Origin of the sequence: Nocardiopsis sp. LDBS0036 (assembly GCF_041228755.1) — a bacterium.
GTDB classification, from domain to species: Bacteria; Actinomycetota; Actinomycetes; order Streptosporangiales; family Streptosporangiaceae; genus Nocardiopsis; species Nocardiopsis dassonvillei.
In genome coordinates this window covers 3,086,817-3,111,950 of record NZ_CP141103.1, presented here as the reverse complement: position 1 = coordinate 3,111,950, position 25,134 = coordinate 3,086,817, and the positions used below count along the sequence as shown (strand labels likewise).

General features: G+C 73.5%; 19 protein-coding genes. 11 read left to right on the top strand and 8 right to left on the bottom strand.

Translation table 11 applies throughout. The features are described 5' to 3' along the window. Window positions 1–237 precede the first annotated feature (237 nt). The 6 genes from UIS43_RS12980 to UIS43_RS12955 all read left to right on the top strand — a co-directional run bounded on the left by UIS43_RS12980 (window position 238) and on the right by UIS43_RS12955 (window position 5,941). Window positions 238–1,362 (top strand): PP2C family protein-serine/threonine phosphatase, encoded by a 1,125-nt coding sequence (locus UIS43_RS12980; protein WP_117198182.1) that lies wholly within the window; start codon window positions 238–240, stop codon window positions 1,360–1,362. Between the two features lie 127 nt (window positions 1,363–1,489). Beyond that, window positions 1,490–2,377 (top strand): STAS domain-containing protein, encoded by an 888-nt coding sequence (locus UIS43_RS12975; protein WP_071622705.1) that lies wholly within the window; start codon window positions 1,490–1,492, stop codon window positions 2,375–2,377. A 12-nt stretch (window positions 2,378–2,389) separates the two neighbouring features. Next, window positions 2,390–2,785 (top strand): STAS domain-containing protein, encoded by a 396-nt coding sequence (locus UIS43_RS12970; RefSeq protein WP_013154862.1) that lies wholly within the window; start codon window positions 2,390–2,392, stop codon window positions 2,783–2,785. After that, window positions 2,782–3,216 (top strand): anti-sigma regulatory factor, encoded by a 435-nt coding sequence (locus tag UIS43_RS12965; protein WP_013154861.1) that lies wholly within the window; start codon window positions 2,782–2,784, stop codon window positions 3,214–3,216. The genes UIS43_RS12970 and UIS43_RS12965 overlap by 4 nt, the downstream gene beginning before the upstream one ends. Next, window positions 3,213–4,262, top strand: coding sequence for a SpoIIE family protein phosphatase (locus tag UIS43_RS12960; RefSeq protein WP_013154860.1), 1,050 nt, complete (start codon window positions 3,213–3,215; stop codon window positions 4,260–4,262). Before UIS43_RS12965 ends, UIS43_RS12960 begins: the two co-directional genes overlap by 4 nt. Further along, window positions 4,259–5,941 carry a PP2C family protein-serine/threonine phosphatase gene (locus UIS43_RS12955; protein WP_013154859.1) on the top strand — a complete coding sequence of 561 codons (1,683 nt, stop codon included), beginning with the start codon at window positions 4,259–4,261 and terminating at the stop codon, window positions 5,939–5,941. The genes UIS43_RS12960 and UIS43_RS12955 overlap by 4 nt, the downstream gene beginning before the upstream one ends. Before the next feature lie 112 nt (window positions 5,942–6,053). On the opposite strand, the gene UIS43_RS12950 is transcribed toward UIS43_RS12955, so the two are convergent. The 4 genes from UIS43_RS12950 to UIS43_RS12935 all read right to left on the bottom strand — a co-directional run bounded on the left by UIS43_RS12950 (window position 6,054) and on the right by UIS43_RS12935 (window position 11,361). Then, the gene (locus UIS43_RS12950) at window positions 6,054–6,659 is read right to left on the bottom strand and encodes a malonic semialdehyde reductase (protein WP_013154858.1); all 606 of its coding nucleotides are present in this window, start codon (window positions 6,657–6,659) and stop codon (window positions 6,054–6,056) included. A gap of 110 nt (window positions 6,660–6,769) precedes the next feature. After that, the gene (locus UIS43_RS12945) at window positions 6,770–7,924 is read right to left on the bottom strand and encodes a glycosyltransferase (RefSeq protein WP_013154857.1); all 1,155 of its coding nucleotides are present in this window, start codon (window positions 7,922–7,924) and stop codon (window positions 6,770–6,772) included. A 244-nt stretch (window positions 7,925–8,168) separates the two neighbouring features. Continuing rightward, window positions 8,169–9,530, bottom strand: a complete 1,362-nt coding sequence (locus UIS43_RS12940) for a nucleotide sugar dehydrogenase (protein WP_013154856.1) — start codon at window positions 9,528–9,530, stop codon at window positions 8,169–8,171. Between the two features lie 103 nt (window positions 9,531–9,633). Continuing rightward, entirely contained in the window at window positions 9,634–11,361 is a 1,728-nt protein-coding gene (locus tag UIS43_RS12935) for a glycosyltransferase family 4 protein (protein WP_013154855.1), read from the bottom strand. A 229-nt stretch (window positions 11,362–11,590) separates the two neighbouring features. Between UIS43_RS12935 and wecB the strand changes: the two genes are divergently transcribed. The 3 genes from wecB to UIS43_RS12920 all read left to right on the top strand — a co-directional run bounded on the left by wecB (window position 11,591) and on the right by UIS43_RS12920 (window position 16,998). After that, the gene (gene wecB, locus UIS43_RS12930; RefSeq protein WP_041552863.1) at window positions 11,591–12,700 is read left to right on the top strand and encodes a non-hydrolyzing UDP-N-acetylglucosamine 2-epimerase; all 1,110 of its coding nucleotides are present in this window, start codon (window positions 11,591–11,593) and stop codon (window positions 12,698–12,700) included. Window positions 12,701–13,030: 330 nt separating this feature from the next. Beyond that, on the top strand, window positions 13,031–14,746 hold the full coding sequence (locus tag UIS43_RS12925) for a hypothetical protein (protein WP_013154853.1): 1,716 nt from the start codon (window positions 13,031–13,033) through the stop codon (window positions 14,744–14,746). A gap of 38 nt (window positions 14,747–14,784) precedes the next feature. Continuing rightward, the gene (locus UIS43_RS12920; protein WP_232051702.1) at window positions 14,785–16,998 is read left to right on the top strand and encodes a glycosyltransferase; all 2,214 of its coding nucleotides are present in this window, start codon (window positions 14,785–14,787) and stop codon (window positions 16,996–16,998) included. A 137-nt stretch (window positions 16,999–17,135) separates the two neighbouring features. Here UIS43_RS12920 and UIS43_RS12915 read toward each other — a convergent pair whose 3' ends face one another. Continuing rightward, entirely contained in the window at window positions 17,136–18,422 is a 1,287-nt protein-coding gene (locus UIS43_RS12915; RefSeq protein WP_013154851.1) for a HAMP domain-containing sensor histidine kinase, read from the bottom strand. A 63-nt stretch (window positions 18,423–18,485) separates the two neighbouring features. Continuing rightward, complete coding sequence (locus tag UIS43_RS12910) at window positions 18,486–19,154, bottom strand: response regulator transcription factor (protein ID WP_013154850.1); 669 nt, start codon at window positions 19,152–19,154, stop codon at window positions 18,486–18,488. 737 nt (window positions 19,155–19,891) lie between these two features. On the opposite strand from UIS43_RS12910, the gene UIS43_RS12905 reads away from it, so the two are divergent. Continuing rightward, the gene (locus tag UIS43_RS12905; protein WP_013154849.1) at window positions 19,892–20,500 is read left to right on the top strand and encodes a hypothetical protein; all 609 of its coding nucleotides are present in this window, start codon (window positions 19,892–19,894) and stop codon (window positions 20,498–20,500) included. Window positions 20,501–20,736: 236 nt separating this feature from the next. On the opposite strand, the gene UIS43_RS12900 is transcribed toward UIS43_RS12905, so the two are convergent. After that, window positions 20,737–22,875: a 5'-nucleotidase C-terminal domain-containing protein gene (locus tag UIS43_RS12900; RefSeq protein WP_117197741.1), complete on the bottom strand. Its 2,139-nt coding sequence runs from the start codon at window positions 22,873–22,875 to the stop codon at window positions 20,737–20,739. Window positions 22,876–23,159: 284 nt separating this feature from the next. Between UIS43_RS12900 and UIS43_RS12895 the strand changes: the two genes are divergently transcribed. After that, a complete protein-coding gene (locus UIS43_RS12895) occupies window positions 23,160–23,720 on the top strand; it encodes a hypothetical protein (RefSeq protein ID WP_013154847.1) in 561 nt (186 codons plus the stop codon). A gap of 164 nt (window positions 23,721–23,884) precedes the next feature. Here the strand turns inward: UIS43_RS12895 and UIS43_RS12890 are convergent, their stop codons facing one another. Then, complete coding sequence (locus UIS43_RS12890) at window positions 23,885–24,958, bottom strand: serine/threonine-protein kinase (protein WP_071622699.1); 1,074 nt, start codon at window positions 24,956–24,958, stop codon at window positions 23,885–23,887. Window positions 24,959–25,134 lie beyond the last annotated feature (176 nt).

Genomic DNA, 25,134 nt, shown 5'->3' with positions numbered 1-25,134 from the left:
TGCGATTCAGGACTCACTTTCCACTCTCACACGTCGCGTCTGTGAGCTGTACCCATCCGGCATCGGAAATGGGGTACCTCTACGACCATAACGGAACGCCCCGTTCCGCGCCCGCCGACCGTACCCGTGCCGGTGTGCGGGATACTTCTCCAATCGGCACAGAAAAAACAGGTCGAGCCAGTGAACAGATACGAGACCGTAGCGCGGTCCCTCCGCGAGGCCCAGCCGCACGGGCTCATGGCGGTCCTCCGTGGGGCTCTCTCCGAGGACTACGCGGCGGTGTCCGCCGAACTCTTCCTCGCTGACTACGGACTCAAGGTACTCTGCCACGTCCCCGATCCGCCCGGGGAGTGCGCGGGGGAGTACTCCGTCTTCAACAGTGTCGTGGGCAGGGTCTTCGGCGCTCAGGAGACCTTCGTCGAGGACAGCTTCGGCTCCGAGGCCGTCACCGTCCACCTTCCGGTGAGCGCCCGCGGCGACCGCCTGGGCGTGCTCACCGTCGAACTGAAGGCGGCCGACTACTCCGCCGGGGTGCTCGCCGAACTGGAGCAGGTCGCCAGCCTGCTGGGCCACGAGATCCTCGTCGCCGAGCGCGACACCGACGTCTACCGGACGCTGCGCCGCAGGGACCGCCTCACCCTGGCCGCCGAGGTCCAGTGGGACCTGCTGCCGGGCCGGGGATTCGAGTGCCCCGAGTACAGCATCGGCGCCCAGCTGGAGCCGGCCTACTCCATACGCGGCGACAACTTCGACTGGTCGGCCGCGCCGGACCGGCTCACCCTGGGCATCACCAACGGCATGGGCGAGGGCATCGATGCCTCGCTGCTGACCAGCCTGGCGGTCAACGCCCTGCGCAACGCCCGCCGCAGCGGGATCCCGCTGGCCGACCAGGTCGCCCTCGCCGACAAGGCCGTCTACGCCCACTACCGGGGAGAGCGCTACCTGGACGTCCTCCTGCTCGGCTTCGACCTGGCCACCGGCGAGGTGCAGGCGGTCGACGCGGGCTCGCCCCTCCTCTACCGCCTGCGCGGCGACCGCGTCGAGCAGCTGCCCTTCGAGGCCCAGCTGCCCATGGGCATGGCCGAGGACACCGTCTACACCGCGGAGCGCTTCCGGGTCGAGCCGGGCGACCGGCTGGTGTTCGTCAGCGACGGCGTGTTCGACGCCAAGGGGCCGTCCGAGGAGGAGACCTTCGGCAGCCGGGCACTGTCCCTGGCCATCCTGGCCACCAGGCTGGTGCCCAGCGCCTCCGTCCCCCAGGAGGTCCTGCGCCACCTGGCCGAGTACCGCGGTGAGCACGAGTCCGTCGACGACGCGCTGGTGGTATGCCTGGACTGGCGGGGCCGGAGCGAGCCGGAGTAGGCGCCTCGGCCGCCTCCGGCGCGCGCCGCGCCCCGTTTCCACCCGGCCCGCGTCTGGTAGACAATTGCCACGCGGCAAACAACGCAGGACCCCCCTTCCAGCGACACGCAGGACCACGAGGAGATGTATGACTGACGGAGCATCCGACCACTCCGGGTCGGGCGCGCGGATCGTGTCCGCCTTCCTCCGGCGCCGCAGGGAGCAGATCGCCCAGCGGTGGGCCGACCTGCCCCTCTTCCAGACGGTGTTCACCGTCACCCGGGACGAGGCCGTCGAGGCCTGCCACGCGGTCGTCGACTCCCTCGCGGTGGTCGCCGACAGCGGACGCGTCGACGACCTGGAGGCCCCGGGCTTCCACCCCGTCCGCGATCAGCTCGTCGCGATGACCGCCTCGCGGACCAGGTCGGGGCTGTCCATCGCCCAGGTCGACCGCGAGGTCGGCGTCCTGGGCGAGGCCGCGATGGAACTGCTGGTCGCGGACGCCCCCGAGACCGGGCCCGACGAGCTGTGCGACGTCCGCATCCAGCTCGTCACGCTGTTCGCCACCCTGCGGGTTATGGTCGTGGAGAGCATGCTCCAGGAGAACCAGGAGATCATCCAGCGCCAGCGCCAGCAGCTCCTGGAGATGGCGACCCCGGTCGTCAAGCTCTGGGACCGCCTCGTCGCCGTGCCGCTCATCGGCATGCTCGACAGCGCGCGCAGCCAGGTGGTGATGGAGAACCTCCTGGAGGCCATCGTCGAGCACAAGGCCACCATCGCCATCCTGGACATCACCGGCGTGTCCACGGTGGACTCGCTCGTGGCGCAGCACCTCATGAAGACCGTCGCCTCGGCGCGGCTCATGGGCGCGGAGTGCGTGATCTCCGGTATCCGCCCCGCCATCGCCCAGACCATCGTCCAACTCGGCCTCGACCTGGGCCCGGTCACCACCCGCGCCAGTCTGGCCGACGCGCTGGAGTGGGCGCTGGAGCGCCGTCAGCGCAACGTGCGGTCCGTCAAGGGCCCCGAGAGCTGATTGGACAGGTACGTGACTAGTCCTCCCACCATCCCGGTCCTCGACCTCGGCGGGTTGCTGCTCGTGAGCATCCAGGGCGAACTCCCCGACGAGGCCGCGGTCGATCTCCAGAACGACGTGACCGCCGCGGTGGCCGACACCGGTTCGCGCGGACTCATCATCGACATCAGCTCGCTCGACATGGTCGACTCCTTCCTCGCACGCGTCCTCGCCGAGGTGGCGGCCTCCTCCCGGCTCCTCGCGGCCAGGACCGTCCTGGTCGGCATGCGCCCGGCGGTGGCCATCACCCTGGTCGAACTGGGCCTGACCCTGCCGGGCATGGACACCGCCCGCACGGTCACCGAGGCGGCGGCCAGCTTCGGGGTCACCATCGAACGGAAGGATCGGCCGGAACGGGGCGCGACGTGAGCCGGACCTCCGCGGAACCGATCCACGTGCCCATCCGCAGGGACACCGACCTGACCGTGGTCCGCCAACAGGTGCGCGCCCTGGCACAGCAGACCGGATTCGGCCTGGTCCAGCAGACCAAGCTCGTGACCGCGGCCAGCGAGCTGGCCCGCAACACACTCCTGCACGGCGGGGGCGGGTCCACCGAGATCCGCGTCGTCCACGGCCAGGCGGGACAGGGACTGCGCGTGTCCTTCGTCGACTCCGGGCCGGGAATCCCCGACGTGGACATGGCCCTGACCGACGGCTACTCCACCGCGGGCGGCCTGGGCATGGGCCTGAGCGGCTCCAAACGCCTCGTGCAGGAGTTCGAGATCGAGAACCTCCCCGAGGGAGGGACCAGGGTGACCATCACCTCCTGGGCCGACCCCTACGGGCGCGGAGCCCGATGACCAGGGTCTGGGACCTGGCGGTCACCGACGCCACGCACGTGTCCGACGCGGCCCGGACCGCCCGCAAGGCCGCGCTCGGCATCGGTCTGGACGGGGCCGCGGCGGACGCCGCGGCCCTCGCCGCGTCCGAACTGGCGACCAACATGTGCAGGTACGCCGGCGGTGGGCGCTTCGTTGCGGAGGAGGCCAGGGAGCCGTGGGGAACGGCCCGGGCCCTGCAGATCCTCGCCCTGGACCACGGCCCCGGGATCCCCGACGTCCCGCGCGCCATGGAGGACGGCTTCTCCACCTCCGAGGACTCCCTGGGGGCGGGGCTCGGCGCCTGCGCGCGCGCCGCCGACTTCTTCGAGGTCCAGAGCGCTCCCGGGAGGGGGACGGTCGCGGTGGCCCGGTTCGCCCGGCCCGCCGACCGCGCGCTGTTCGGCGCCCGCGCGGCCACGGGCGGGATACACGTCCCCCTGGGCGGCTACAAGCTCTCCGGGGACGCCCTGGCCTTCCGCAGCGGCGGAGCCCTGCGCACGGTCATGCTCGCGGACGGACTCGGGCACGGTGAGGCCGCCTCGGAGGCCGCCGACGTGGCCTCGCGCTTCGTGACCGGGAGCCGGGGAGGGACCCCCGACACGCTGTTGCGCGGGCTGCACGAGGCGCTGCGGCGTACGCGCGGGGCGGCCGTGGCGATCGTCGAGATCGACGAGTCCCGGGGCCGCCTCACCTTCTGCGGGGTCGGCAACATCGGCGCGCGCCTGTACCGGGGCGGGCGCTGGGAGACACTGCTCTCCCAACCCGGGATCGTGGGGGCCTTCTCCCTGCGGACGCCGGTCCCGGCCCGGCGGGAGTGGTCCCCGGGCGACATGCTCATCCTGCACAGCGACGGGGTGCCGGGACGCTGGAAACCCGAGGGCGTCGAGGCACTGCGCGGCCACGACGCCGCGGTCGTGGCCGGAGCGGTGTTCCGGGACTCGGGCAGCGCGGCCCGTCCGCTGCGCGACGACACCAGCGTCGCCGTGGTCACGCACACCGCACGCCCTGACGGGGGAGGACGATGACGCAACCGCTGCTCGACCTGCGGGTCCGCGGCACGGTCGACGCGGCGCGGGCACGCGCGGCCATGGCACGCGTGCTCGGCGCCGCACGAGGCGGGGACGAGGCCGAACTGGAGTTCCTGGACGGCGCCTCCTCGTCGGCGCTGCGCGCGGCGGAACCCGACGGCCCGGCCGCGCTGGCGGTGGAGCTGTCCGAGGACGGGCTCGTGCTGCGCGCCACCGTCCGCGACGGCGCGGGGGAGAACTGTTGGGAGTCCGCCCTGCCCCTCCCCGAGCCCCTCGACCCGGAGGCCGCGGCGGACGGCGGTCAGGAGGAGGCCGACGCCGAACTCCTGGCGGCGGAGCTGCTGCGCACCTCCGAGCGCGCGGGGAGGGTGGCCGCCGTCGCGGCCGAGCGCGCACGCGAGCTGGAGTGGCACCAGCGCGAGCTGGAGGAGACCAACCAGGGCGTGCTCGCGCTGCACGCCGAACTCGCCGAGGCCAGCGACGAACAGCGCAGGCTCCTGGCGGCCGAGCGGGCGGCCCGGGACCAGGCGGAGGCCGCCCGCAACAGGCTCACGTTCCTCTCCACGGCCAGCGCGAGGCTCATGACCTCCCTGAACCAGTCGGAGATCTTCGCCCGCCTCCAGGACCTGCTCGTGCCCGAGCGCGCCGACGCCGTCGAGGCGTGGCTCACCGACGAGGACGGCGGCCTGTGCGCCTCCGACGCGCGTGAGGCAGCCGTGCCGGACACGGTGCTCCTGGCCGCGGCCCGGCAACGCCCGACGGACGCCCTGGCCGGGGAGGGAGAGCTGGCCCTCCCCCTGCTCACGGGCTCGGGGCTGCTCGGGGTGCTGCTGCTGCGCCGCACCGACCCCCTGGACGCCGACGACGAGGTCGTGCTGGTCGAACTCGCGCGGCGGGCGGCGGCGTCGCTGGACAACGCGCGCCGCTTCGAGCGCGAGCGCGACACGGCGGCCACCCTCCAGCGCGCCATGCTCACCGAGCTGCCCGAGACCCCGGGGATGGAGCTGACGGCCCGCTACCTGCCCGCCACGCGCGGGATGAACGTGGGCGGCGACTGGTACGACGTCTTCTCGCGGGGCGACGGCGAGTTCATCGGCGTGGTCGGCGACGTCACCGGGCACGGCATCCACGCGGCGGTGATGATGGGCCAGCTGCGCACGGCCCTGCGCGCGTACGCGCTGGAGGAGCGCAGCCCGGCCGTGCTGCTGGAACGCCTGCACCGGCTGCTGGGCCACCTCGAACCGGACCTGTTCGCGACCGCGGTCATCGTGCGCTTCCGGCCGGGGGACCCCGAGGTGGTGATGGCCGGGGCCGGGCACCCGCCGCCGCTGTGGCGCGACGGCGAGGGCAGGGCGGAGGCGGTGCCCCTGCCGTCCGGCGGCATGCTCGGCCTGCCGGTGGAGCTGTCCTACACCGACCACACCGTCGAACTGCCCCCGGGCGCCGCGCTGCTGCTGTACAGCGACGGCCTGATCGAGCGGCGCGGGGAGTCCATCGACGACGGGATCGCGCGCCTGGTGGAGGGCTTCGGGGGACCGCCGTACTGGCGGGGCGGCCCGGACAAGGCGGCCGACGACCTGCTGGACGCCATGGTCAAGTACCAGGACTGCGACGACGACGTGTGCCTGCTGGTCTTCCTCGCAGCCGAGCGGGACGCCCCGCGGGCGGACGGGTAGCGGCGGCCCGGGTCCGCGCGCGCGAGGGGCCGGGCACCCTCGGTGCCCGGCCCCTGACGCGGTGCCCCGCCCCCGTCGCCCGCCCTCCCGGGGCCGGCGCAGGGGCCGCGGATCAGATCTCGGTGAAGGCCTCGTCGTACTCCAGGCGCGGCAGGCGGTCGAACCACGCGTCCGGGCCCGGCCTGCCGACGTTCATGACCACCAGGGGCCGCAGTGTGGAGTCCTCGCCGAAGAACTCGCGGCGCACGCCCTCGGCGTCGAAGCCGGTCATCGGCCCTGCCGCCAGACCTGCGGCGCGCACGCCCAGGACCAGGTAGCCGATCTGGAGGAACGCGTTCTGCAGGGCCATGCTCTCGCGGGCCTCGACGGGCATCCCGGAGAAGTTGTCCCGGGCGTCGGGCGCGACGGGGAAGGTCTTCGGGAAGTGCTCGTGGAAGTCGGAGTCCGCGGACAGGATCAGGGTGAGCGGCGCCGTCGAGGTCTTGGGGGCGTTGTTGCCCGCCATGTGCGCCACGAGGCGCTCGCGGGCCTCGGCCGAACGCACCACGGTGACCCGCAGCGGCTGGTTGTTCATGGCGGTCGGCCCGTACTTGACCAGGTCGTGGATCGCGCGGACCTGCTCCTCGGTGACCGGCTCGTCGGTGAAGCTGTTCGCGGTACGGGCGTCCCGGAAGAGCAGGTCCTGGGCCGCCTTGTCGAGTACCAGCGCGTCAGTCATGTGTTTCCTCGGTCGTGCTCGTGGTGTGGCGGGGGGCCGTGCGGAGTCGGCTCCGACGTGGACCACAACACTTGTTGACGAGGAAGATATTTCTTGGACTGGAAGTGGGGTCAGTCACGCACGGGAGTGCGCTGGCGACTCCGCGGGGGCGGCACGACGGCCAGCGGCCCGCCGGAGGCCTCGTCCGCCCACGCCTCCAGGCGCTTGACGAACAGGCGCGCCTGGACCGGCCAGTGGAAGGAGGTCCGCGCGATCCGGTGCCCGGTGCGCGCCAGGTTCCGGCGCAGCTCCGCGTCCCGGCGCAGCCGCAGCACCGACTCCGCCGCGGCCGACACGTCCCCGAACGGCACCACCAGGCCCGACGGGCCCTCCGGACGGCCGGTCACCAGCTCCTGTGCCATCGGGTTGGGCGTGGTCACCACCGGCAGGCCGTGCGCCATGTACTCCACGACCTTGGTCGGCATCGAGTGCCGGTAGTTGGGCGTGTCGTGCAGCAGGCTCAGCCCCGCCATGGCGCCCGCGCAGATCCGCAGCGCCCGGTCGTTGGGCACGAACCCGTACCAGTGCAGGACGTCCTCCTGCTGGGCCTCGCGCAGCAGCGGCCGCACCCCGGCGTCGGCCCCGCCGATCACCTCCAGGCGCACGCCGTGCGGGCGCAGCATGCGCCCCAGCTCCACCAGTTCGCGCGCGCCGCGCGCCTCGGACACCTGGCCCAGGTACACGATCCGGTCGTCGCCCGGCTCGCGCGCCGGGAACTCCGGCACCTCGGTGGTGTTGGGCACCACCGGGTGCTCCAGGCGGAACCGGGAGCGGTACCCCTCCTCGGCCAGCATCAGCCGCATCCGCCGCTCCGCGTGCCGCTCGAAGGAGCGCACCACCGTGCCCAGCGGACGCCGCAGCGCCCGGGGCACCCACGCCTTGGTGAGCAGGGCCGCCGCCGTGTCCTCGTGCACGTCCCACACCGTCACCGGGCGTCTGGACGGCAGGGCCATCAGGAGTTCGGGGTCGTGGAAGAGCAGCAGGTCGGCCAGGGGCGCCTGCTCGGCGAGCACCGCGCGGGCGGCGCGCAGCGAGGCGAGCCGCTCGCGCCCCGAGGAGCGCGGCACGTCCACCGAGCGCAGTTCCGACCAGGGGGTCACCCCGCACTCGCGGAACGGCGCCACATAGGTCACGCTGTGTCCGGCGTCCAACAGGGCGCGGATCTGCCGGTGCAGGATCCGTGCGTCCTCCGGGTGGTGCACCACCGTGGCCACGAGCGCGTGCATCGATCTCACCTACCTGTGTCGCCGTCTGAGGCCCTCTCGGGCGGATCGGCCTGGCCGCTCCTCTCGGAGCGGTATCAGCTCTTCGTCACGGTATTCAGCGGGAAAGACGCGCCGAGGAAAGCCCGGTGGCCGCACGGAGTGCAGCGGGTGAACCTTCGGCCGGGGGAAGGTGAACGCCGAAAGGCACGCCGATGAACGCGGTGTGCTCGCGGATCGGCGTGCCCGTCGGGACGGGTCCCTCAGCTCACAGGACCTCGATGCCCTCCCGTGTGACGTGGCGCCGCACCTGCGAGGGGACCGCGGAGTCCTCGGGGTCGGGGCGGCGCAGCACGCCCCGGGTGTCCAGGAGCAGCCGCGCGTACTCCTCCAGCCGCTTGGGCCGGTACTCGGCGTGGTCGGTGAGCAGGATGGTCAGGTCGGCCTCGGCCAGGGCGCGGTCCAGGTCGGTGGACCTGGGCACGTCCACGCCGTCGACCTGCCAGGACTCCACGTGCGGGTCGTGGTAGGTCAGCGTGGCGCCCTTGGCGGCCAGCTTGCGCGCGACCGGCCGGGCCGGGGACTCGCGCTGGTCGGCGATGTCGGCCTTGTAGGTGACGCCCAGCAGCAGCACCTTGGAGCGCGACAGGGCCAGGCCGGAGTCGTTGAGCAGCTCCTGCGCCCGCTGGATGACGTAGGAGGGCATGCGGCCGTTGATCTCCTGGGCCAGCTCCACGAACCGGAACGGGTAGCCGAGGGTCTTGACCTTGTACGACAGGTAGTTCGGGTCGATGGGGATGCAGTGGCCGCCCACGCCCGGGCCCGGGTAGAAGGCCTGGAAGCCGAACGGCTTGGTGGCCGCCGCGGCGATGGAGTCCCACAGGTCCACGCCCAGCTCCTGGCAGAAGATGGCCATCTCGTTGACCAGGGCGATGTTGACGTGGCGGTAGGTGTTCTCCAGCAGCTTGGCCATCTCGGCCTCGCGGGTGCCGCGCGCCCGCACCACCGTGTTCACGAAGGCGCCGTAGAACTCCGCCGCCGCCTCGCCGCACTCCTGCGTCAGGCCGCCGACCACCTTGGGCGTGTTGGCCACGCCGAAGGTCGGGTTGCCGGGGTCGATGCGCTCGGGCGAGAAGGCCAGGTGGAAGTCGGCGCCCGCGACCAGGCCGGACTTCTCCAGCAGCGGGCGGACCACCTCCTCGGTGGTGCCGGGGTAGGTGGTCGACTCCAGGATGACCAGGGTGCCGGGCTGCAGCTGGGCGGCGATCGCCTCGGCCGCGGACGTCACCGCGCCCAGGTCGGGGCCGCCCTCGGCCGACAGCGGCGTGGGCACGCAGATCACGATGGTGCGCGCGGCGGCCAGGCAGGCCGGGTCGGTGGTCGCGGTGAAACCGCGGTCCAGCATCCGGCGCACGTCCTCCGCGGAGAGGTCGTCCACGTGCGAGACGGCGTTGTTGAGCCCGTCGACGACGCGGTCGCTCACGTCCAGACCGGTGACCTTCAGGCCGGCGGACACGGCCTCGGCCGCCAGCGGCAGGCCGACGTAGCCGAGGCCGAGAACGACGAGGTCGCTGACCGCACCGGCGGACTGCTCGGAGACAAGGGCTGGGTTGGAGGCTGCGGCATCCACTTCGTGGTCACACTCGCATTCATCTCGTGAACGGGCGTAAATAGCGGGAAGTGCCATTGCTCAGTGCGTTAGACGTCTGAGTGTAAGCACGTGTTGTCCACGCTTACGGGTTCTGGCCTGGTTCGGTCATTTCGCGAATCTGAACCCGATACGCCTGGTTGTAGCGGTATGCGGCCTCGGCCCAGGTACGGTCGCCGACGAGATCGCGACCCGCACTGCCGTAGGAGATCCGCTTTTCACGACTGTAAGCGAGTTTTGTCAGCACATCGGCTAGGGTCGCCGATTCGCCTGCCGGAATTAACTCTCCTGTCACTCCCGGTTCCACGATCTCTCGCAACGCGGGGAGATCACTGGCCACCACCGGAAGCCCGCCCGCCATGGCCTCCACGGGTTTGAGCGGGGTGACCAGACGGCACACCCTCTCGTCGCGCCTGGGCACCGCGAACACGTCCAGCGCGGCGTGGTGGTCGCGCACCCGCGCGGCCGGGACGCGGCCGGTGAAGTGCGCGGCCCCCTCCAGACCCAGCGAGTCGGCCAGGGAGCGCAGCGCGGGCAGCTCGGGGCCGTCCCCCACCACCAGGGCGTGCGCCGCCTCGCCGCGTTCGCGCATCAGGGCCACCGCCTCCAGCAGCGTGTCCAGGCCCTCGTAGCCGAAGCAGCTGGTGGTGGTGCCCACCACGAAGTCCTCGCCGCCGATCCCCAGCTCGGCGCGCACCCCCGCGCCCGGCGGCAGCGGGGCCAGGAAGGAGGCGTCCACCGCGTTGGGCACCACCAGCAGGCGCTCGCGCGGCACGCCGCGCGCCTCGATGTCGGCGCGCATCGCCTCGCCCAGGGTCACCACAAGGTCGGCGGCCAGCATGCACTCGGTCTCGCTCGCGCGCTCGGCCCGGTAGAAGGCGTCGTCCACGCTGCGCGAGGGGTCGCGCGAGAGCCACGACTCCTCCAGGAAGCCCCGCACCTCGTACACCACCGGCAGGCCGAACCTGCGGCCCAGCTCCAGGGCCAGGCGGGCGTTGTGGTGGTTGCTCGCGGCGTGCAGCACGTCGGGCCGCAGCGCCTCCACCAGCTCCGACCCCAGCCGCACCCCCGCGGCCAGCTCCTGGGCGGCGTCGGCGGGCGCCGTCCAGGGGAGGAGGCGGTGGTAGGGGATGCCGTCCACCCGCACCAGCGTGCGCGGGTCGGGAACCCCCTTGACCAGGGGGTACCCCGCCCGGGTGACCACGTGCACGTCCATTCCGGCCTCGCGCTGGGCGACCGCGATCTTGTGGGTGCGCTGGGTGTAGCCCGCGTTGGTGTGCGGCAGCGCGTTGGTCACCAGGTGCAGCACCCGCAGGCCCGCTCCGGGTGACGCCGGGTCCCCGGCCACACGCCACCGTTCACCCTCCGACGCCTCCGGTCGCCGAGCGTTCACCGTGGCGTCGGGCGGCGTTCGTGGATCGCGGGTTAACGTGATGGCGTGACGGTCAGGCGACGTGGACGGGGGCGCGGCGACAGCGCGTCCCGTGGCCAGGGCCGTCCGATGCTCCGCGGCCTCCCGAAGAGCGCCCTCCGGAAGCTGTTCGACCAGCTCCCGGGCGGTGGCCGCGTCTCCCGCCGCCAGGCAGGACGCCACCAGGCGGCCCACCCGGCGGGGGGAGGCACCGCTCGCCGCGGCGAGCACCGCCTCGCGGGCGTCCGCGCGCCGGCCCTGGTCCCACAGGGCGTAGGCGCGGGCCCGGCCGCCCGCCCGGGAGGCCAGGGCGCGCACCGCGCGCCGGGGCGGACCGGGCGTCAGCCGCAGCGCCAGCAGCGGCAGCCGGGCCGGTTCGGCCCGCAGGTGTCGCCAGGCCAACGAGAGGGTGAACGTCGCCGCTCGCGGCCAGCGGGCGCGCGGACGCGGAACCTGGGTTTCGGAAGCTTGGGTGTCATGCACGGTCAGTCACACAACCACGCGGACGTGACCGTACGGTGACACCACGGCGACACGGACGGGACGGCTCGGGCAAGGAACGCCGCCGGACCACACCAGTCCCGCCGGTCACGGCGGGAACACCACCCCAACAGAAGGAAACGTGAGAGCCGTGGCAACGAGTGCCCCCCTGGGGAGCCAGGACACCGGGATCGTGCACGTCGTCGGCGCGCGCCCCAACTTCGTCAAGGCAGCGCCCGTGGTCTCCGCCCTGCGCGGACGCGGCGCGCACCAGGCGGTCGTGCACACCGGCCAGCACTACGACGACCGCATGTCCGCGGTGTTCTTCCGCGACCTGGGCCTGCCCACCCCCGACGTCGACCTCGGCGTCGGCTCGGGCTCCCACGCCGCCCAGACCGCCGCGCTCATGGTGGGCCTGGAGAAGGAGTTCACCGAGCGCAGGCCCGGCATGGTGGTCGTCTACGGCGACGTCAACTCCACCGTGGCCGCGGCCCTGGTCGCCGCCAAGCTGCACGTCCCCGTCGCCCACGTGGAGGCGGGGCTGCGCTCCTTCGACAACACCATGCCCGAGGAGATCAACCGCCGCGTCACCGACCAGCTCAGCGACGTGTGCTTCGCCACCAGCCCGGAGGCCGTCGGCCACCTGGCCGCCGAGGGCGTCCCGCCCTCCCGCGTCCACCTGGTCGGCAACCCCATGATCGACACCCTCCTGGGCAACCTCGACCGCTTCGACGCCGACGCCCTGCGCGAGCGCCTGGACCTGCCCGAGCGCTACGTCGCCGCCACCCTGCACCGGCCCGCGAACGTGGACGACCCCGACACCGTCGCCCGCCTCGCCGCGCGCCTGCACGAGATCGCCGACCTCGCCGACGTGGTCATGCCCGTGCACCCGCGCGGCAAGGCCGCCTTCGACCGGGCCGGGCTCGGCGACCACCCGCGCGTGCGGCTCCTCGAACCCCTGGGCTACCTCGACTTCGTCGCGCTCACCCGCGGCGCCGCCGCCGTGGTCACCGACTCCGGCGGCGTCCAGGAGGAGACCACGATCCTCGGGGTCCCCTGCCTGACCCTGCGCCCCAACACCGAGCGCCCCGTCACCATCACCCACGGCACCAACCAGCTCGTCACGGAGGCCGACCTCCTCCAGGCCGTCACCAAGGTCCTGCACGGGCGGAGCCCGGAGCGGATCGGCGACACCCCGCCCCTGTGGGACGGCCGCGCGGGGGAGCGCATCGCCTCCGTGCTCACCCAGTGGTCGAGGTGAACCCCATGACACACGAACACCGCGCACCCGTTCCCGCACCCAGGAACGCCAGCGCGCGGGAACGCGCCGTACGGGGCGCGGTCCCGGTCCAGGCACGCGGGGCGCGCCGAAGAGCGGCCCCTATTCCCCCGCAGCGGTCCAGGTGATCCACCATGGCACACGTCCCTCCAACCGTCCCGCACCCCAGGGGCCCCGCCGGGCCCGCGACACGCCTGGCCATGGGCATCCGCACCCGGCCGGGCACTCGCAGGGTGCACCGCACGTCGCAGTCGGACCCGACGCACGGCGCGGTGGTTTCGCCGAACCGAACCGAACACAAGGTGGCAGACCGTGAAACGGCGTGAACAGAGCCAGACCGAACAGCTCCGGCAGGCGCTGGCCGAGCGCGAGGCCCAGCTCCAGGAGGCGCGCAGCCGGCTCGCCGCCCTGGAGGGCTCCACCTCGCTCCAGGTGGGCAAGGCGCTCACGGCCGCCGCCAAGCGCCCAGGCAAATCCCTGGTCAAACTTCCCCGTGACCTCTACCGCCTCTGGCGCAGTAGCGGCAACACCCGGCACACCGAGCGCCGCCGCCGCGGCGGCGCCGAGCCGGTCCGCTCCTTCGACGCCGAGCGCCAGGAGTCGCGCCTGCTCACCGGCCTGAGCGGCGGCAGCGAGGACCTGCTGGTCGTCGCCACGGTCGTCGGCCCCTCCATCGCGGAGGCGATCGACCCCTACGTGCGCCCGGTGCCGCTGCGCCCGCACGACGCCCAGATCGTCATGGACGGCGTCGACGTGGACCTGGTCCTGGTCTCGGCCTCGGCCGCCGCCCCCGGGTCGCCGTGGGCGCACGTGGGCGACCCCGCGGCCGCCGACCGCACCCGCGCCCTGCACTGGGTGCTGGAGTCCGCCGCCTCCCGCGGCATCCCCACGGTCCTGCTCGACGACGTCCCCTCGCCGCCCGCCCTGCGCGAGCTGGGCTTCGACAGGGTCCACCGGGGCGACGCCGGGGTCCCCCTGCACCTGTTCAACCCCGTGGCCGCCGACCTGACGCCCGGGCCCGAGACGGTCTTCGTGCGCGTCCACCGCGAGGAGCCCGTCCCCGGCGTCCTCGCCGGGCTGGACGCGGGCGTGGTGGAGGCCGACTCCCGCGGCCTCGCCGACGCCCTGCGCGCCGCCAAGGTCGCCGTCGTCGCGCCCCTGACCGCCGAGGAGCCCCGGCTGCACAGCCGCGCCTGGGCCTGCGGCACCCGCGCGGTGACCGCGGGGGAGGGCCTGGCCGTCACGGTGCCGCGCATGCGCGCCGAGGAGCCCACCGCGGCCGAGCAGCGCGGCATGCTCCGCCAGGTCTTCCTGCGCGAGGCCACCCCGGTGCGCCTCGCCGAGATCCTGGACGGCCTGGACTTCCCGCCCGGCACGCCCGGCCGTGAACTGCCGCTGCGCGGCCGGTCCGTAGCTGTCCTGGCCGACCCCGCGGGGGAGGCGGACGCCGACCGGCTCGCCGACGACCTGCTGGCCTCCGCGCTCAGGCCCGCCGAGGTGGTCGTGCCCGGCACGGCCTCCCGCCTGCCCGGGATCCAGCGGCTGCGCGCCGAGGGCGTCACCGTGCGCACGGTACGCTTCAACGCCCCGGACACCCCCGAGGAACTCACCCGCGACGAGCCCGGAGGCCGCGCCGGGGAGCCCTGGGCCACCCTGGCCGAGCGCGCCACCGCGCCGTGGTCGCACCTGTGGACCGCTCCGGTCGGCCGCAGGCGCCTGGCCGACCTGGTCTGCGCGGTGGAGTGCACGGACGCCGACGCGGTCGGTACCGTCGACGCGTCGGCCGCCGAGCCGGGCGCGCACGGTCTCCTCGACCGTCCAGGCACCGCGGACCGTCAGTACGTCTTCGTCAGCGCGGTCGTGCCGGAACTGGTCCGCACCACGCTGCTGAGGCGCGGCTGGGACCCGGCGGAGTGGAACCGCCGCGGCACCCGGCTCCTGGCCCTGGGCCCCGACCACGGGACGGGCGACGACGCGGAGGACCCCGTGTCCGACGCGGCCGACGCCTCGACCGGCGCCGTCGGATGAGCCGTACGGGCAACGAGAAAGCATCCGAAGGGAAGAACGTGAGCACACCGCCTCCGCGCGCACTCCTGTACGGGGACGTGGACCTCAACATCATCGACGGTTCCGCGATCTGGGCGCAGTCGATGGCGCAGGCCCTGGCCGCCGCCGGATGCGAGGTGACCCTGCTGCTGAAGGCGCCCGTGCGCACCGACCGGCTCACCGAGCCCCTCACCAGGGTGCCCGGGGTCCGGCTGCTGCGGCCCTACGAGGACAAGGCGCTGCCCGACCTGGGGCCGAGGGGGCTCACCCCGGAGCAGGCCGTCACCCTGATGACCAGGCACCACGAGCGCAAGCCCTTCGACCTCGTCGTCGTGCGCGGGCGCCGCCTGGCCGGGCTGGCCGCGCAGGAGGAGGCGCTGGCGGGCCGCCTGTGGACCTACCTGACCGACTTCCCGCACAGCGTGGGCGAGCTGTCCGCGACCGCCACCGCCGAACTCACCGAGATCGCGCTGGCCTCGCGGTTCCTGCTCTGCCAGACCGAGGAGCTGCGCGCCTTCCTGGAGTCGACGGTGCCCGCCGCCTGCGGCCGGTCGGTCCTGTTCCCGCCCGTGGTGGTCGTCCCCGAGGACGTGCGCGCCGACGGCGGGGCCGGCGGCCGCGCCCGCCTGGCCTACACCGGCAAGTTCGCGCCCCGCTGGAACACCCTGGAGATGACCGAGCTGCCCGCCGAGCTGGCGCGGCGCGGGGTGGACGCCGAACTCGTGATGATCGGCGACAAGATCCACGCCGAACCCGCCGACTGGGCCAAGAACATGCGCAGGGCCCTGGAGGGCACCCCGAACGTGGACTGGCGCGGCGGGATGTCGCGCGCCGAGGCGCTCCGCCAGGCCGCCGAGTGCGGCTTCGGGCTGTCCTGGCGCGACCCGTCCATGGACGCCAGCCTGGAGCTGTCCACCAAGGTGCTGGAGCTGGGCGCGCTCGGACTGCCGGTGGTGCTCAACCGCACGCCCATGCACGAGGCCATGCTGGGCGCGGACTACCCGCTCTTCGCCGGGACCGACGTCGCCTCGGTCGCCGACGTGGTGGCCCGCGCCCACGGCGACCGCGCGGTCTACGCGGACGCCGCCGCGCGCTGCCGCGACGCCGCGGCCGACCACACGCTGGAGCGGGCCGCCGAGCGGCTGCGCGGCTACCTCGCCGACGCCCTGCCGCCCACCCCCGAGGGCGCCGACCCCGAGCGGCCGCTCAAGGTGGTCATCGCCGGGCACGACATGAAGTTCTTCACCCGCCTGGCCGAGTACCTGGACTCGCTGCCCGGTCTCGACGTGCGCATGGACGAGTGGGAGGGGCTGAGCACCCACGACCAGTACCGCTCCCGGGAGCTGGCCGCCTGGGCCGACGTGGTGATCTGCGAGTGGTGCGGGCCCAACGCGCTGTTCTACTCCAAGTGGAAGCGCCCCGACCAGCGGCTCATCGTGCGGCTGCACCGCTTCGAGCTCTACGCGGAGTGGCCCCGCAAGCTCGACATCGACAAGGTCGACGCGGTGGTGTGCGTGAGCCCCCACTACGCCGACCTGACCCGCGAGATCACCGGGTGGCCCGCCGGGAAGGTGGTCGTGGTCCCCAACTGGGTGGACGACGAGCAGCTCGGCCGCCCCAAGCTCCCCGGGGCCGAGTACTCCCTGGGCATGGTCGGCATCGCGCCCTCGCGCAAGCGGCTGGACCGGGGCCTGGACGTCATCGCCGAGCTGCGGCGCATGGACCCGCGGTACACGCTGTCGGTCAAGACCAAGCAGCCGTGGGAGTACTGGTGGATCTGGAACCGGCCGGAGGAGCGCGCCTACTTCGAGCGCGTCTACCGGCGGATCCAGCGCGACGAGCGCCTCGCCTCCGGGGTGGTGTTCGACCCCTTCGGGCCGGACGTGGCCACCTGGCTGCGGCGGGTGGGGTTCATGCTCTCCACCAGCGACGACGAGTCCTTCCACCTGGCGCCCGCCGAGTGCGCCGCCTCGGGCGGTGTGCCCGCCCTGCTGCCGTGGCCGGGCGCGGACACCATCTACGACCCGCACTGGATCCACGACGACGCCGTGGCGATGGCCGAGGCCATCCACGCGACCGTCAGCGAGGGGCGGTTCTCCTCGGAGGCCGCGCGCGCACGCGAGGAGGTCACCACCGCCTACGGCCTGTCCCGGGTGCGGTCGCTGTGGAGCGACCTGGTGGTCCGCGGCAGGGCGCCCCAGGCGGAGCACTCCGCCGCCACAGCAGGCGCCTGAGGCACGGCGCGGGCCCGGGCGAGGCGTCGGCCGGAGCCCGGGGCCCGCGCCGGTGAACCCGTTCCCTGAGGGGCCGCGGGCCTTCCGGGGAGCGGGGCCGCTCCCCGAAAGGCCCGCGACGCGCCTCCCGGGGGCGCCTACACCGGGCCCGTCATCTTGGACAGGCCCCCCGCGCCCGCGGGCAGGAACAGCGCGAAGGTCGTCGGCTTGGTCTGCACCAGCTCGATCCGGGCCCCCTCGGACTCGGCGATGTGCCGTGCCAGGGCCAGGCCCAGCCCGGTCCCGCCCCCGCCGCTCACCTCGCGCTCGAAGATCCGGCCCGACAGGTGCTCGGGCACGCCCTCGCCTTCGTCGCTCACCTCGATGCGCACCGACTGCCCGGTGTCCAGCCGCCGGATGGTGACCGTCCCCGCGCCGTGCTTGTAGGCGTTCTCCACCAGGGTCGCGACGATCTGCGCCAGGTCGGCGGAGACGGTCATCGCGGTCAGCCCCGGGTCGCCGGTGACCAGCAGCCTGCGCTGCGCGGACTGGAAGACCGGCTGCCACTCCTCTTGGAGGTGGTGCAGGACGGGGTCGATCTCCACCGCCTCCACCTCGGGGTTCTGGCTCTTGCGGGCCCGTCCCAGCAGGCTCTCCACGGTCTCCACCAGGCGCTCGGTCTGGGCCAGGGCGGCCTCGCCCTCCTCGCGGACCACCTCGGGGTTGTCCGCCTCGGCCAGGATCTCCTCCAGGCGCATCGTCAGCGCGGTCAGCGGCGTGCGCAGCTGGTGCGAGGCGTCGGTCGCGAAGTGGCGCTCGGTGGCGATCAGCCCGGCGATGCGCTCGGCGCTGCGGTCCAGGACCTCCGCCACCCGGTCGGCCTCCGGTATCCCGTACCGGTGGCCCCACGGCGTGGTCACGCCCGAGCCCAGGCGCTCCGCGGTGGCCGCCAGGTCGAGCAGGGGCAGGGTCAGCCTGCGGGCCTGGAACATCGACAGGCCCACGGCGACGCCGATGGCCAGCAGGGACAGCGACGCGATCCCCATCCAGGCGCGGACCACGCTCTGCTGCACGCTCTCGGCGCTCATCCACACCTCGACGCGCGTGCCCCGGCCGGTGGTCGCGGTCGCCTTGAGCATGCTCGGGGAGTCGGGCGCCTCGGGATCGAGCGCGGGATCGCCCGCGGTCACCGAGGTGGGCTCCTCCGCCGGGGTGATCCGGATGAAGCGGTGGGGATGGTCGCGGTCGAACTCGCCCAGGTCGAGTTGGCCGTGCAGCTCCAGCATGGTGTCGCTCTCGGCGCCGATCAGCTCCGCCTCGCCCTGGAGCTGGCGGGTGCTCTCGTCGTACACCAGCTTGTACGTGAGCGCGCCCAGGGGCAGCCCGAGCAGCATGACGGCGATGACGGTCACCACCAGGGTGGAGAAAACCATCCGCCTGCGCATGTCACCTCATGTCCGTGCGACCCGGAGGCGACCGACCGGCGCGGGGCGCCCCGGAAGGTCGCGTCAGTCTCGCTCGAACCGGAAGCCCACACCCCGGACGGTCGTGATGTACGACGGCTGGTTGGCGTCGTCCCCCAGCTTGCGGCGCAGCCAGGAGATGTGCATGTCCAGGGTCTTGGTCGAACCCCACCAGTTGGTGTCCCACACCTCGCGCATGATCTGCTCGCGGGTGACCACCTTGCCCGCGTCGCGGACGAGCACGCGCAGCAGGTCGAACTCCTTGGTGGTGAGCTGGAGCTCGCGTTCGCCCAGCCAGGCCCTGCGGGAGTCGTTGTCGATGCGCACGCCGTGCACGACGGGCACCTCGGCGCCGCCCCGGCGCAGCAGGGCGCGCACGCGCGCCAGGAGTTCGGCGAGCCGGAAGGGCTTGGTGACGTAGTCGTCGGCGCCCGCGTCGAGGCCGACGACGGTGTCCACCTCGTCGGCGCGGGCGGTCAGGATGAGGATGGGCGTTCCGTGACCCTCGGCCCGGAGCCGACGCGCCACCTCTAGCCCGTCCATTTCGGGCAGCCCGAGATCCAGGACCATGAGGTCTATGTCTCCCGCACGGGCACGGTCGAGTGTCTCAACGCCGTTGACGGTCACGTCCACCGTGTAGCCCTCGCGCCGGAGCGCGCGCGCGAGAGGCTCGGAGATCGAGACATCGTCTTCGGCCAGCAAAACGCAGGTCATGTTGTCGATCGTAGGTCCGGGGACGCGCATTTCCCTATTATGCGCGCCGGATGTCCCAAGGTTGGTCGAAAATACGCTAATCACATACCGGGCAAAAGGTTCAATTCGTCATCTTGGTACTTTTCTTTACACTTACATGGTGATAATGGGAAGCTTGGTTCGGGTTCCGCGTCGTCCGGATCGTGCCCCCCGGTGAACAGTGTGGCGGAGAAAATGGGACGATTCATTGCAAAACGTTTGGTAAGTCGGCGTCAGGACAGCGAAGCGTGGAGCCGAGGCGTCCGCCACCAGCCCCGACAACGAGGAGAACGTACGTGAATCCCGACAGTTCGCCACCGCCCTGGAGGCCGCCGGGGGCGTACACGCCCCGGGGCGGGCCGCATCCCCACGGAGCCGGAGACCCGCAGGGCGCAGGTCCTCAGGGCCCGCCGTCGCCTCCGGGGCAGCAGGGCCCTCAGGCAGGCCAGGGCCCTCAGGCAGCGCAGGGCGCCCAAGGCCCTCAGCCCACACCGGGGGCTCAGGGGCCGCACACCTCCCAGAGCACCCAGGTGCCTCCGCTTCCTCAGAGGTTCCAGACACATCAGGGGCCTCCTGCCCCTCAAGGTCCACAGGGCGTTCACGGGCGGGTTCCCCAAGGCCCGCAGGGGCCTCAGGGACCTCAAGGTCCACAGGGGCCCTACGGGCAGCCGCCCCAGCCGCCCCGGTCGCCTCGCCCTGGCCGCTACGGCACCGGCCTGGTGGCCGTGCTCGCCGTGATCGCTGTGCTGGCGGGCGCTTCCTTCCTCGGCGGAGGCCTCGCCTTCGGCGGCAGGATGACCGACCTCGTCGCCGCCGTCAGGAACTCCGAGCCCTCGGCGGAGCCCGGCGGCGAGCCGACCCGGGAGGCGCCGACCGGGGACCCCGCCCCCACCGCCGCCCCCGCGCCCACCGGGGAGCCCCTGCCCACCGACGAGCCCTCCGCGGAGCCGACGGACCCACCGTCCTCCGGGGCGGAGAACCTCATCAGCTCGGAGGAGCTCATCGACGAGCTGCGCCGCGACTTCGAGATCGACGCCCGTCTGGACATCACCGACGAGGTCTGCGGCTCGGACCCCGGAGCCGAGGAGACGACCCTCTTCCAGTGCACCTCGTCGATGGACACCAACCTGGTGCGGGTGGCCGCCTTCGAGAACTCCGGAATCGCGATGATCGCCGCGATGGCCATGCTGGAGAGCGAGGAGAACACCGCGGCGGACATCCAGGACGCCTGTCACTTCGTGCTGGTGTGGTTCGAGGAGAACGGCCTGGACCAGCAGGAGCGCGACGACATGGCCGAGGCCACGCGCGAGATCGCGGGCTGCCCCTGAGCGGCCCGGGTCGCGGATCCGGACCCCGTGGGAGCGGCCGGTACGGCGCCGGGTCCCGGGACCCGGGACCTGCGAAGCGCGGCGGCCGTCCGGCCGCCCGGCACCGCGCGCGGAGTCGGGAGGCCGTCCGGCCGCCTTCGGGGCCAGCCCCGCGGGGCGGACCTGCGAGGTCAGCACCGCGGGCCGACGCTGCGAGGCCGGGCCTCCGGGGCCGAACCCCGGCCCCGGCCCCGCTGTCAGGAGTCCGAGCCGGGGGAGTCCGCGCCCGCCGTCCTCCCGCGCCTGCGGCCCAGGTAGAGCGCGGCCCCGCCCGCCGCGACGGCGACCACGGCCGCCGCCACCAGACCGAGCAGCGCGCCGCCCGTGCGCGGCAGTGAGCCGTCGGCGTTCCCGCCGGGCTTGCCGGAGCCGTCGTCCGGGCCGTCCGTGGCGGGCGGGTCCGTCGGGTCCGGGCTCGGCCCGCCGTCCGGGTCGGCGGGCCCGTCGGTGGGTCCGCCGGTCGGCGGGTCGGTGGGCGTTCCGCCGCCGTCACCGTCGGGAACGGTGGCCCGCTCGCCCACCACGATGCGGCCGGAACCGCCCTCGGGGTAGGCGGCCTCGGTCACCCGGCCCTCCAGCGTTCCGGTGAGCAGGCCCTCCAGCGCGGCCTGGTAGGTCGCGCCCACCACGGTGAAGTCCGCCCCGCGGAACGGGTACATGTCGCCGCCCCGGGCGGAGAAGTCGTTGGTCACGACCGTGATCGGGTCGCCGTCCACGACCTCGCCGCCCTCCACGAGCACCGTTCCGTCGTGCAGGACCGCGCTGCGGACCCGCTCGCCGGGCGTGGTCACGGCGCCCTCCCCGTCCACCACCTGCGCCGTGCGCTCCGGGTCGTAGGCGAAGTTGACCCCGGCGACCTGCATGAACGCGCCGCTGGCCGCGGGAGCGGCGGCCACGCCCTGCTCCAGCAGCTCCTTGACCTGCGAGCGCGGGATGTCGGGGACCACCGCCACCTGGTTGGCGAACGGGGCGATCGAGTAGGTGTCCAGCGCGGTCAGCGGACCGGCCGGGACCACCGAGGCGTTGCGGATGCCGCCGCCGTTCTGGATGCCGATCTGGGGGGCGGGCACGCCGTACTCCTGCGCGTTGCGCACGCCGGTGTCCAGCAGCGCGTCGGCCACCAGGTTGCCCAGGTTGGTCTCCTGGGTGCGCACGCCGGGGTTCTGGACGCCGTTGAGGTCGACCTCGCTGGTGGCCACCTCCGTCTCCGCCAGGCCCGCCACGTACCCGGACACGGGCGCGGTGACCCGCGACTCCACCTCGGGGTGGGGCTCCACCGCGTCCTCTCCGGCGCCGGAGACCCGGACCGGCCCGGAACGGTCGGAGACCGACACCAGGTCACCGCCGTCGAAGTTCACCACCAGGCGGCCCACGTACTTGTAGTTCGACCCGGCGGTGACGATGGGCACCTCGACGCCCTCGGGGTTGGTGGCCATGAGCGGGTAGGACAGCGGCTCGCCGGTCTCCGGGTGCGCCGTGACCTCGTCGCCGGGCACCAGGGCGTCGTCGGGGCCCGCCATCACCTCGTGGCCGCCGCCCGCGACGATGACGTCGACGCCGGTCAGCTCGCTGGCCACGCGCTCCTCGTAGGCGATCCCCTGGAGGTGCGAGAGGAGGACGATCTTGTCCACGCCCTCGGCGGTCAGCCGGTCGACCTCGGCCTGCACCGGGGCGACGAGGTCCTCCACCACCACGTCGCGCGGACTGGTGATGGTGTCCAGCGGCGGGTACAGCGCTCCCACGACGCCGACCTCGTGGCCGGAGGCCTCCACCACGGTGCTGGGCGCGATCCGGCCCGCGTCCGCCAGGGCGGCCAGGCGCGGCTCCGCGGACACGTCCACGTTGGCGGCGACCACCGCGGCGTCCCCGCCCAGCTGTTCGAGGAAGTCGGCGTACACGTCCGGTCCGAAGTCGAACTCGTGGTTGCCCATGGAGACGGCGTCGTAGTCCGCCTGGTCGGCGGCGAGGGCGTCGTAGAAGGGGGCGCCCTCCTCCCGGGAGGCGGCGAACTCCGGCCCCGGCAGGTACATGTCCCCCGCGTTGACCGTGACGACGCCGCGCTCGTCGGCCTCGTCCTCCCCGGCCGCGGCGCCGCCGCCCTCGGCCTCGCGCAGCCGGTCGAGCAGCGTCGTGAAGCGGGCGGCGCCGCCGAAGTCCTCCTGTCCGGAGGCGGACAGCAGCTGGGACTCGGGGTCGTTGGCGTGCAGGATCGTCAGGGTGAAGTCGGCGCCGTCCCCGGGGTTCATGGGGACGGACGCTCCGGCCGCGGGGGCGGACGGCGCCACCAGGGCGCCGGTCAGCACCAGCGCGGCCGAGGCGCGCACGAGTCTGGACATCGTTGCGGGGCTCCTTCGCGGGCGGGGGCGGGGGATCCGCCGGGGCGGACGGGGGGTGGGCGGACAGGTCCGGAGGGGTTCACCCTAGAGCCGCCCGGGCCGGGGACACATGGTTCCCACGGTTACGATTTGCAGAATCTGCGGTTCCGATACCGGTTTTTGGCCTGCCCGTATCGCGCTGCGTCACCGGACGGCTCCCCTGGTCCGCCCGGGGCCGCGCCTCCCGCGCCCCGGACCCCTACCATGGACGGGACAAGCCGTCTCACATCCCTCGGAGGACGTCCGTGTTTTCCTCTGGCCAGGACCCGTACGACCCCAACGGGACACAGGGCGCGGGCGGCGTCCCGCCGTACGGGGCGCCCGGCTCCGGGGCCGGTTTCGACGCGCTCCACCCCGACGCCCCCCTCCCCAGGAAGGTGGCCGTCGTCCGCGCCCTGATGTTCGTGGGCGGCGCCTGCGGACTGGCCCTGTCCGGCCTCTTCCTCATGGGGCTCAGCGTCCCGGCCGACGCGATGGACGAGGCGCTGCGCCAGCAGACCGAGCTCGCCGCCCAGGAGGGGCTGGAGCTCGCGGTCAGCGCCGAGGCCATGCGCGCCATGATGGTCGTCATGGCGGCGGTCACGGGCGTGTACGGGCTGCTGTCCACGCTCCTGGCGGGCCGGATCCGGCGCCGCACGGTCGGCGTCTTCTGGGGCGTGGTGCTCTTCCAGGGCGCGGCGGGCGCGCTCCTGCTGTGGACCGTGCTGTCCGGGGACATCCTGGCGCTCGTCCCGCTGGGCTTCGCGGTCATGATGGTGGCGTACATGCTCTCCAGGGAGGGCCGCGCCCACTACGGGCTCCTCTGACCGGGGGTCGTCCACAGCCCCTACCGGCGCCCGCCCCTGTGCGGTTTCCTGGAAGTCGGGGGGTCCCCGGGGCTCTCCCACGCCGTGCTGCCCGCCTTCCGTGACGGGGCACCCACGACTGGCCCCGACCGGCCCGGCGCAGGCCCCCGGCTCCCGCGGTCCCCTCAGCCCTCCCCGCGGCCGAACAGCCCGGCCCGCGGGGGCTGCGGCGGGCGCACCGCCACCTCGGTCCACCGCCGCTCCAGCAGACCCCGCACGGCCGCCGTCCCGGTGACGGCCGCCTCTCCGCCCTCCCCGGACGCGCGTACCCCGCCCTCGACGTTCTCCAGGCCCAGGGCGGCGCGCAGCAGTCCGGCGGAGTCGGGCCGCTCGTCGGGGTCCTTGGACATCGCGGCCAGCACCAGCCTCTCCAGGCCGGGCGGCAGGTACTCCAGGTCCGGCTCCTCGAACATCACGCGCCGGGCCATCTCCTTGGCCCCGGCCCGCCCGAAGGGGTCGTGCCCGGCCGCCGCGAAGGCCACGGTCGCGCCCCACAGGAACACGTCCGCGCTCTGCGCGGTGGGTTGGCGCCGGTACTGCTCCGGGCTGATCCACCCCGGGGTGCCCAACCGGTCGACCCGCTCGCTGACCCGCTCGTCGGCCAGCCCCTCCGGCGAGGGCAGCCGCAGGTCCCGGTAGGCGCGGCGCATCCGCCGCAGACGCATCCACTTGGTGGGGTCGGGGTCCTCCACCGGGTGCGCGATCCCGAAGTCCAGCAGTTTGGGCCCCCTGGCCGAGAGCACCACGTTGCTGGGCTTGAGGTCGCGGTGGACCACCCCGGCCGCGTGGACGGCCCGCAGCGCCTCGGCGGTGCCCACGGCCAGACCCAGGAGCATCCCCCCGCGCAGGCGGCCGTACCGCTCCACGTGGCGGCGCAGGGTGGGCCCCGGCACGTACTCGGTGATCATCCACGGCCGCGGCGCCTCCACGTCGGCGCGCACGAACCGCGCCACCGAGGGGCTGTTCACCCTGGCCAGGAGGCGGGCCTCGTGCGCGAAGCGCTCCCGGAAGCGCCGGTCCGCCGCCTGCTCGGCGTGGACGACCTTGACCGCCAGGTAGCCGTGCACGCCGGGGGAGTCGGCGGCGTAGACCGTGCCCATCCCCCCGGAGCCGATCCGCCCCCGCACCCGGTGCCCTCCGATCTCACGGGGGTCGTCCGGCTCCAGGGGGTCGAGTCTGCGCACGCCTCGCGCCTTCATGGGGACTCCCTCCTCACCGGGGACACGCCTCCCTGGGGACACAGGGGACGCGATCCTATCCGGCACGGAGGCGGCGCCGCGGGTCCGCGTGGTCGAAAACCCCTACACCGCAGGAGGTTTCGGTATAAAGATGTCGTAAAGCCCATGCGTGGTCGCGCGCCCGAACCGGGAAGGAC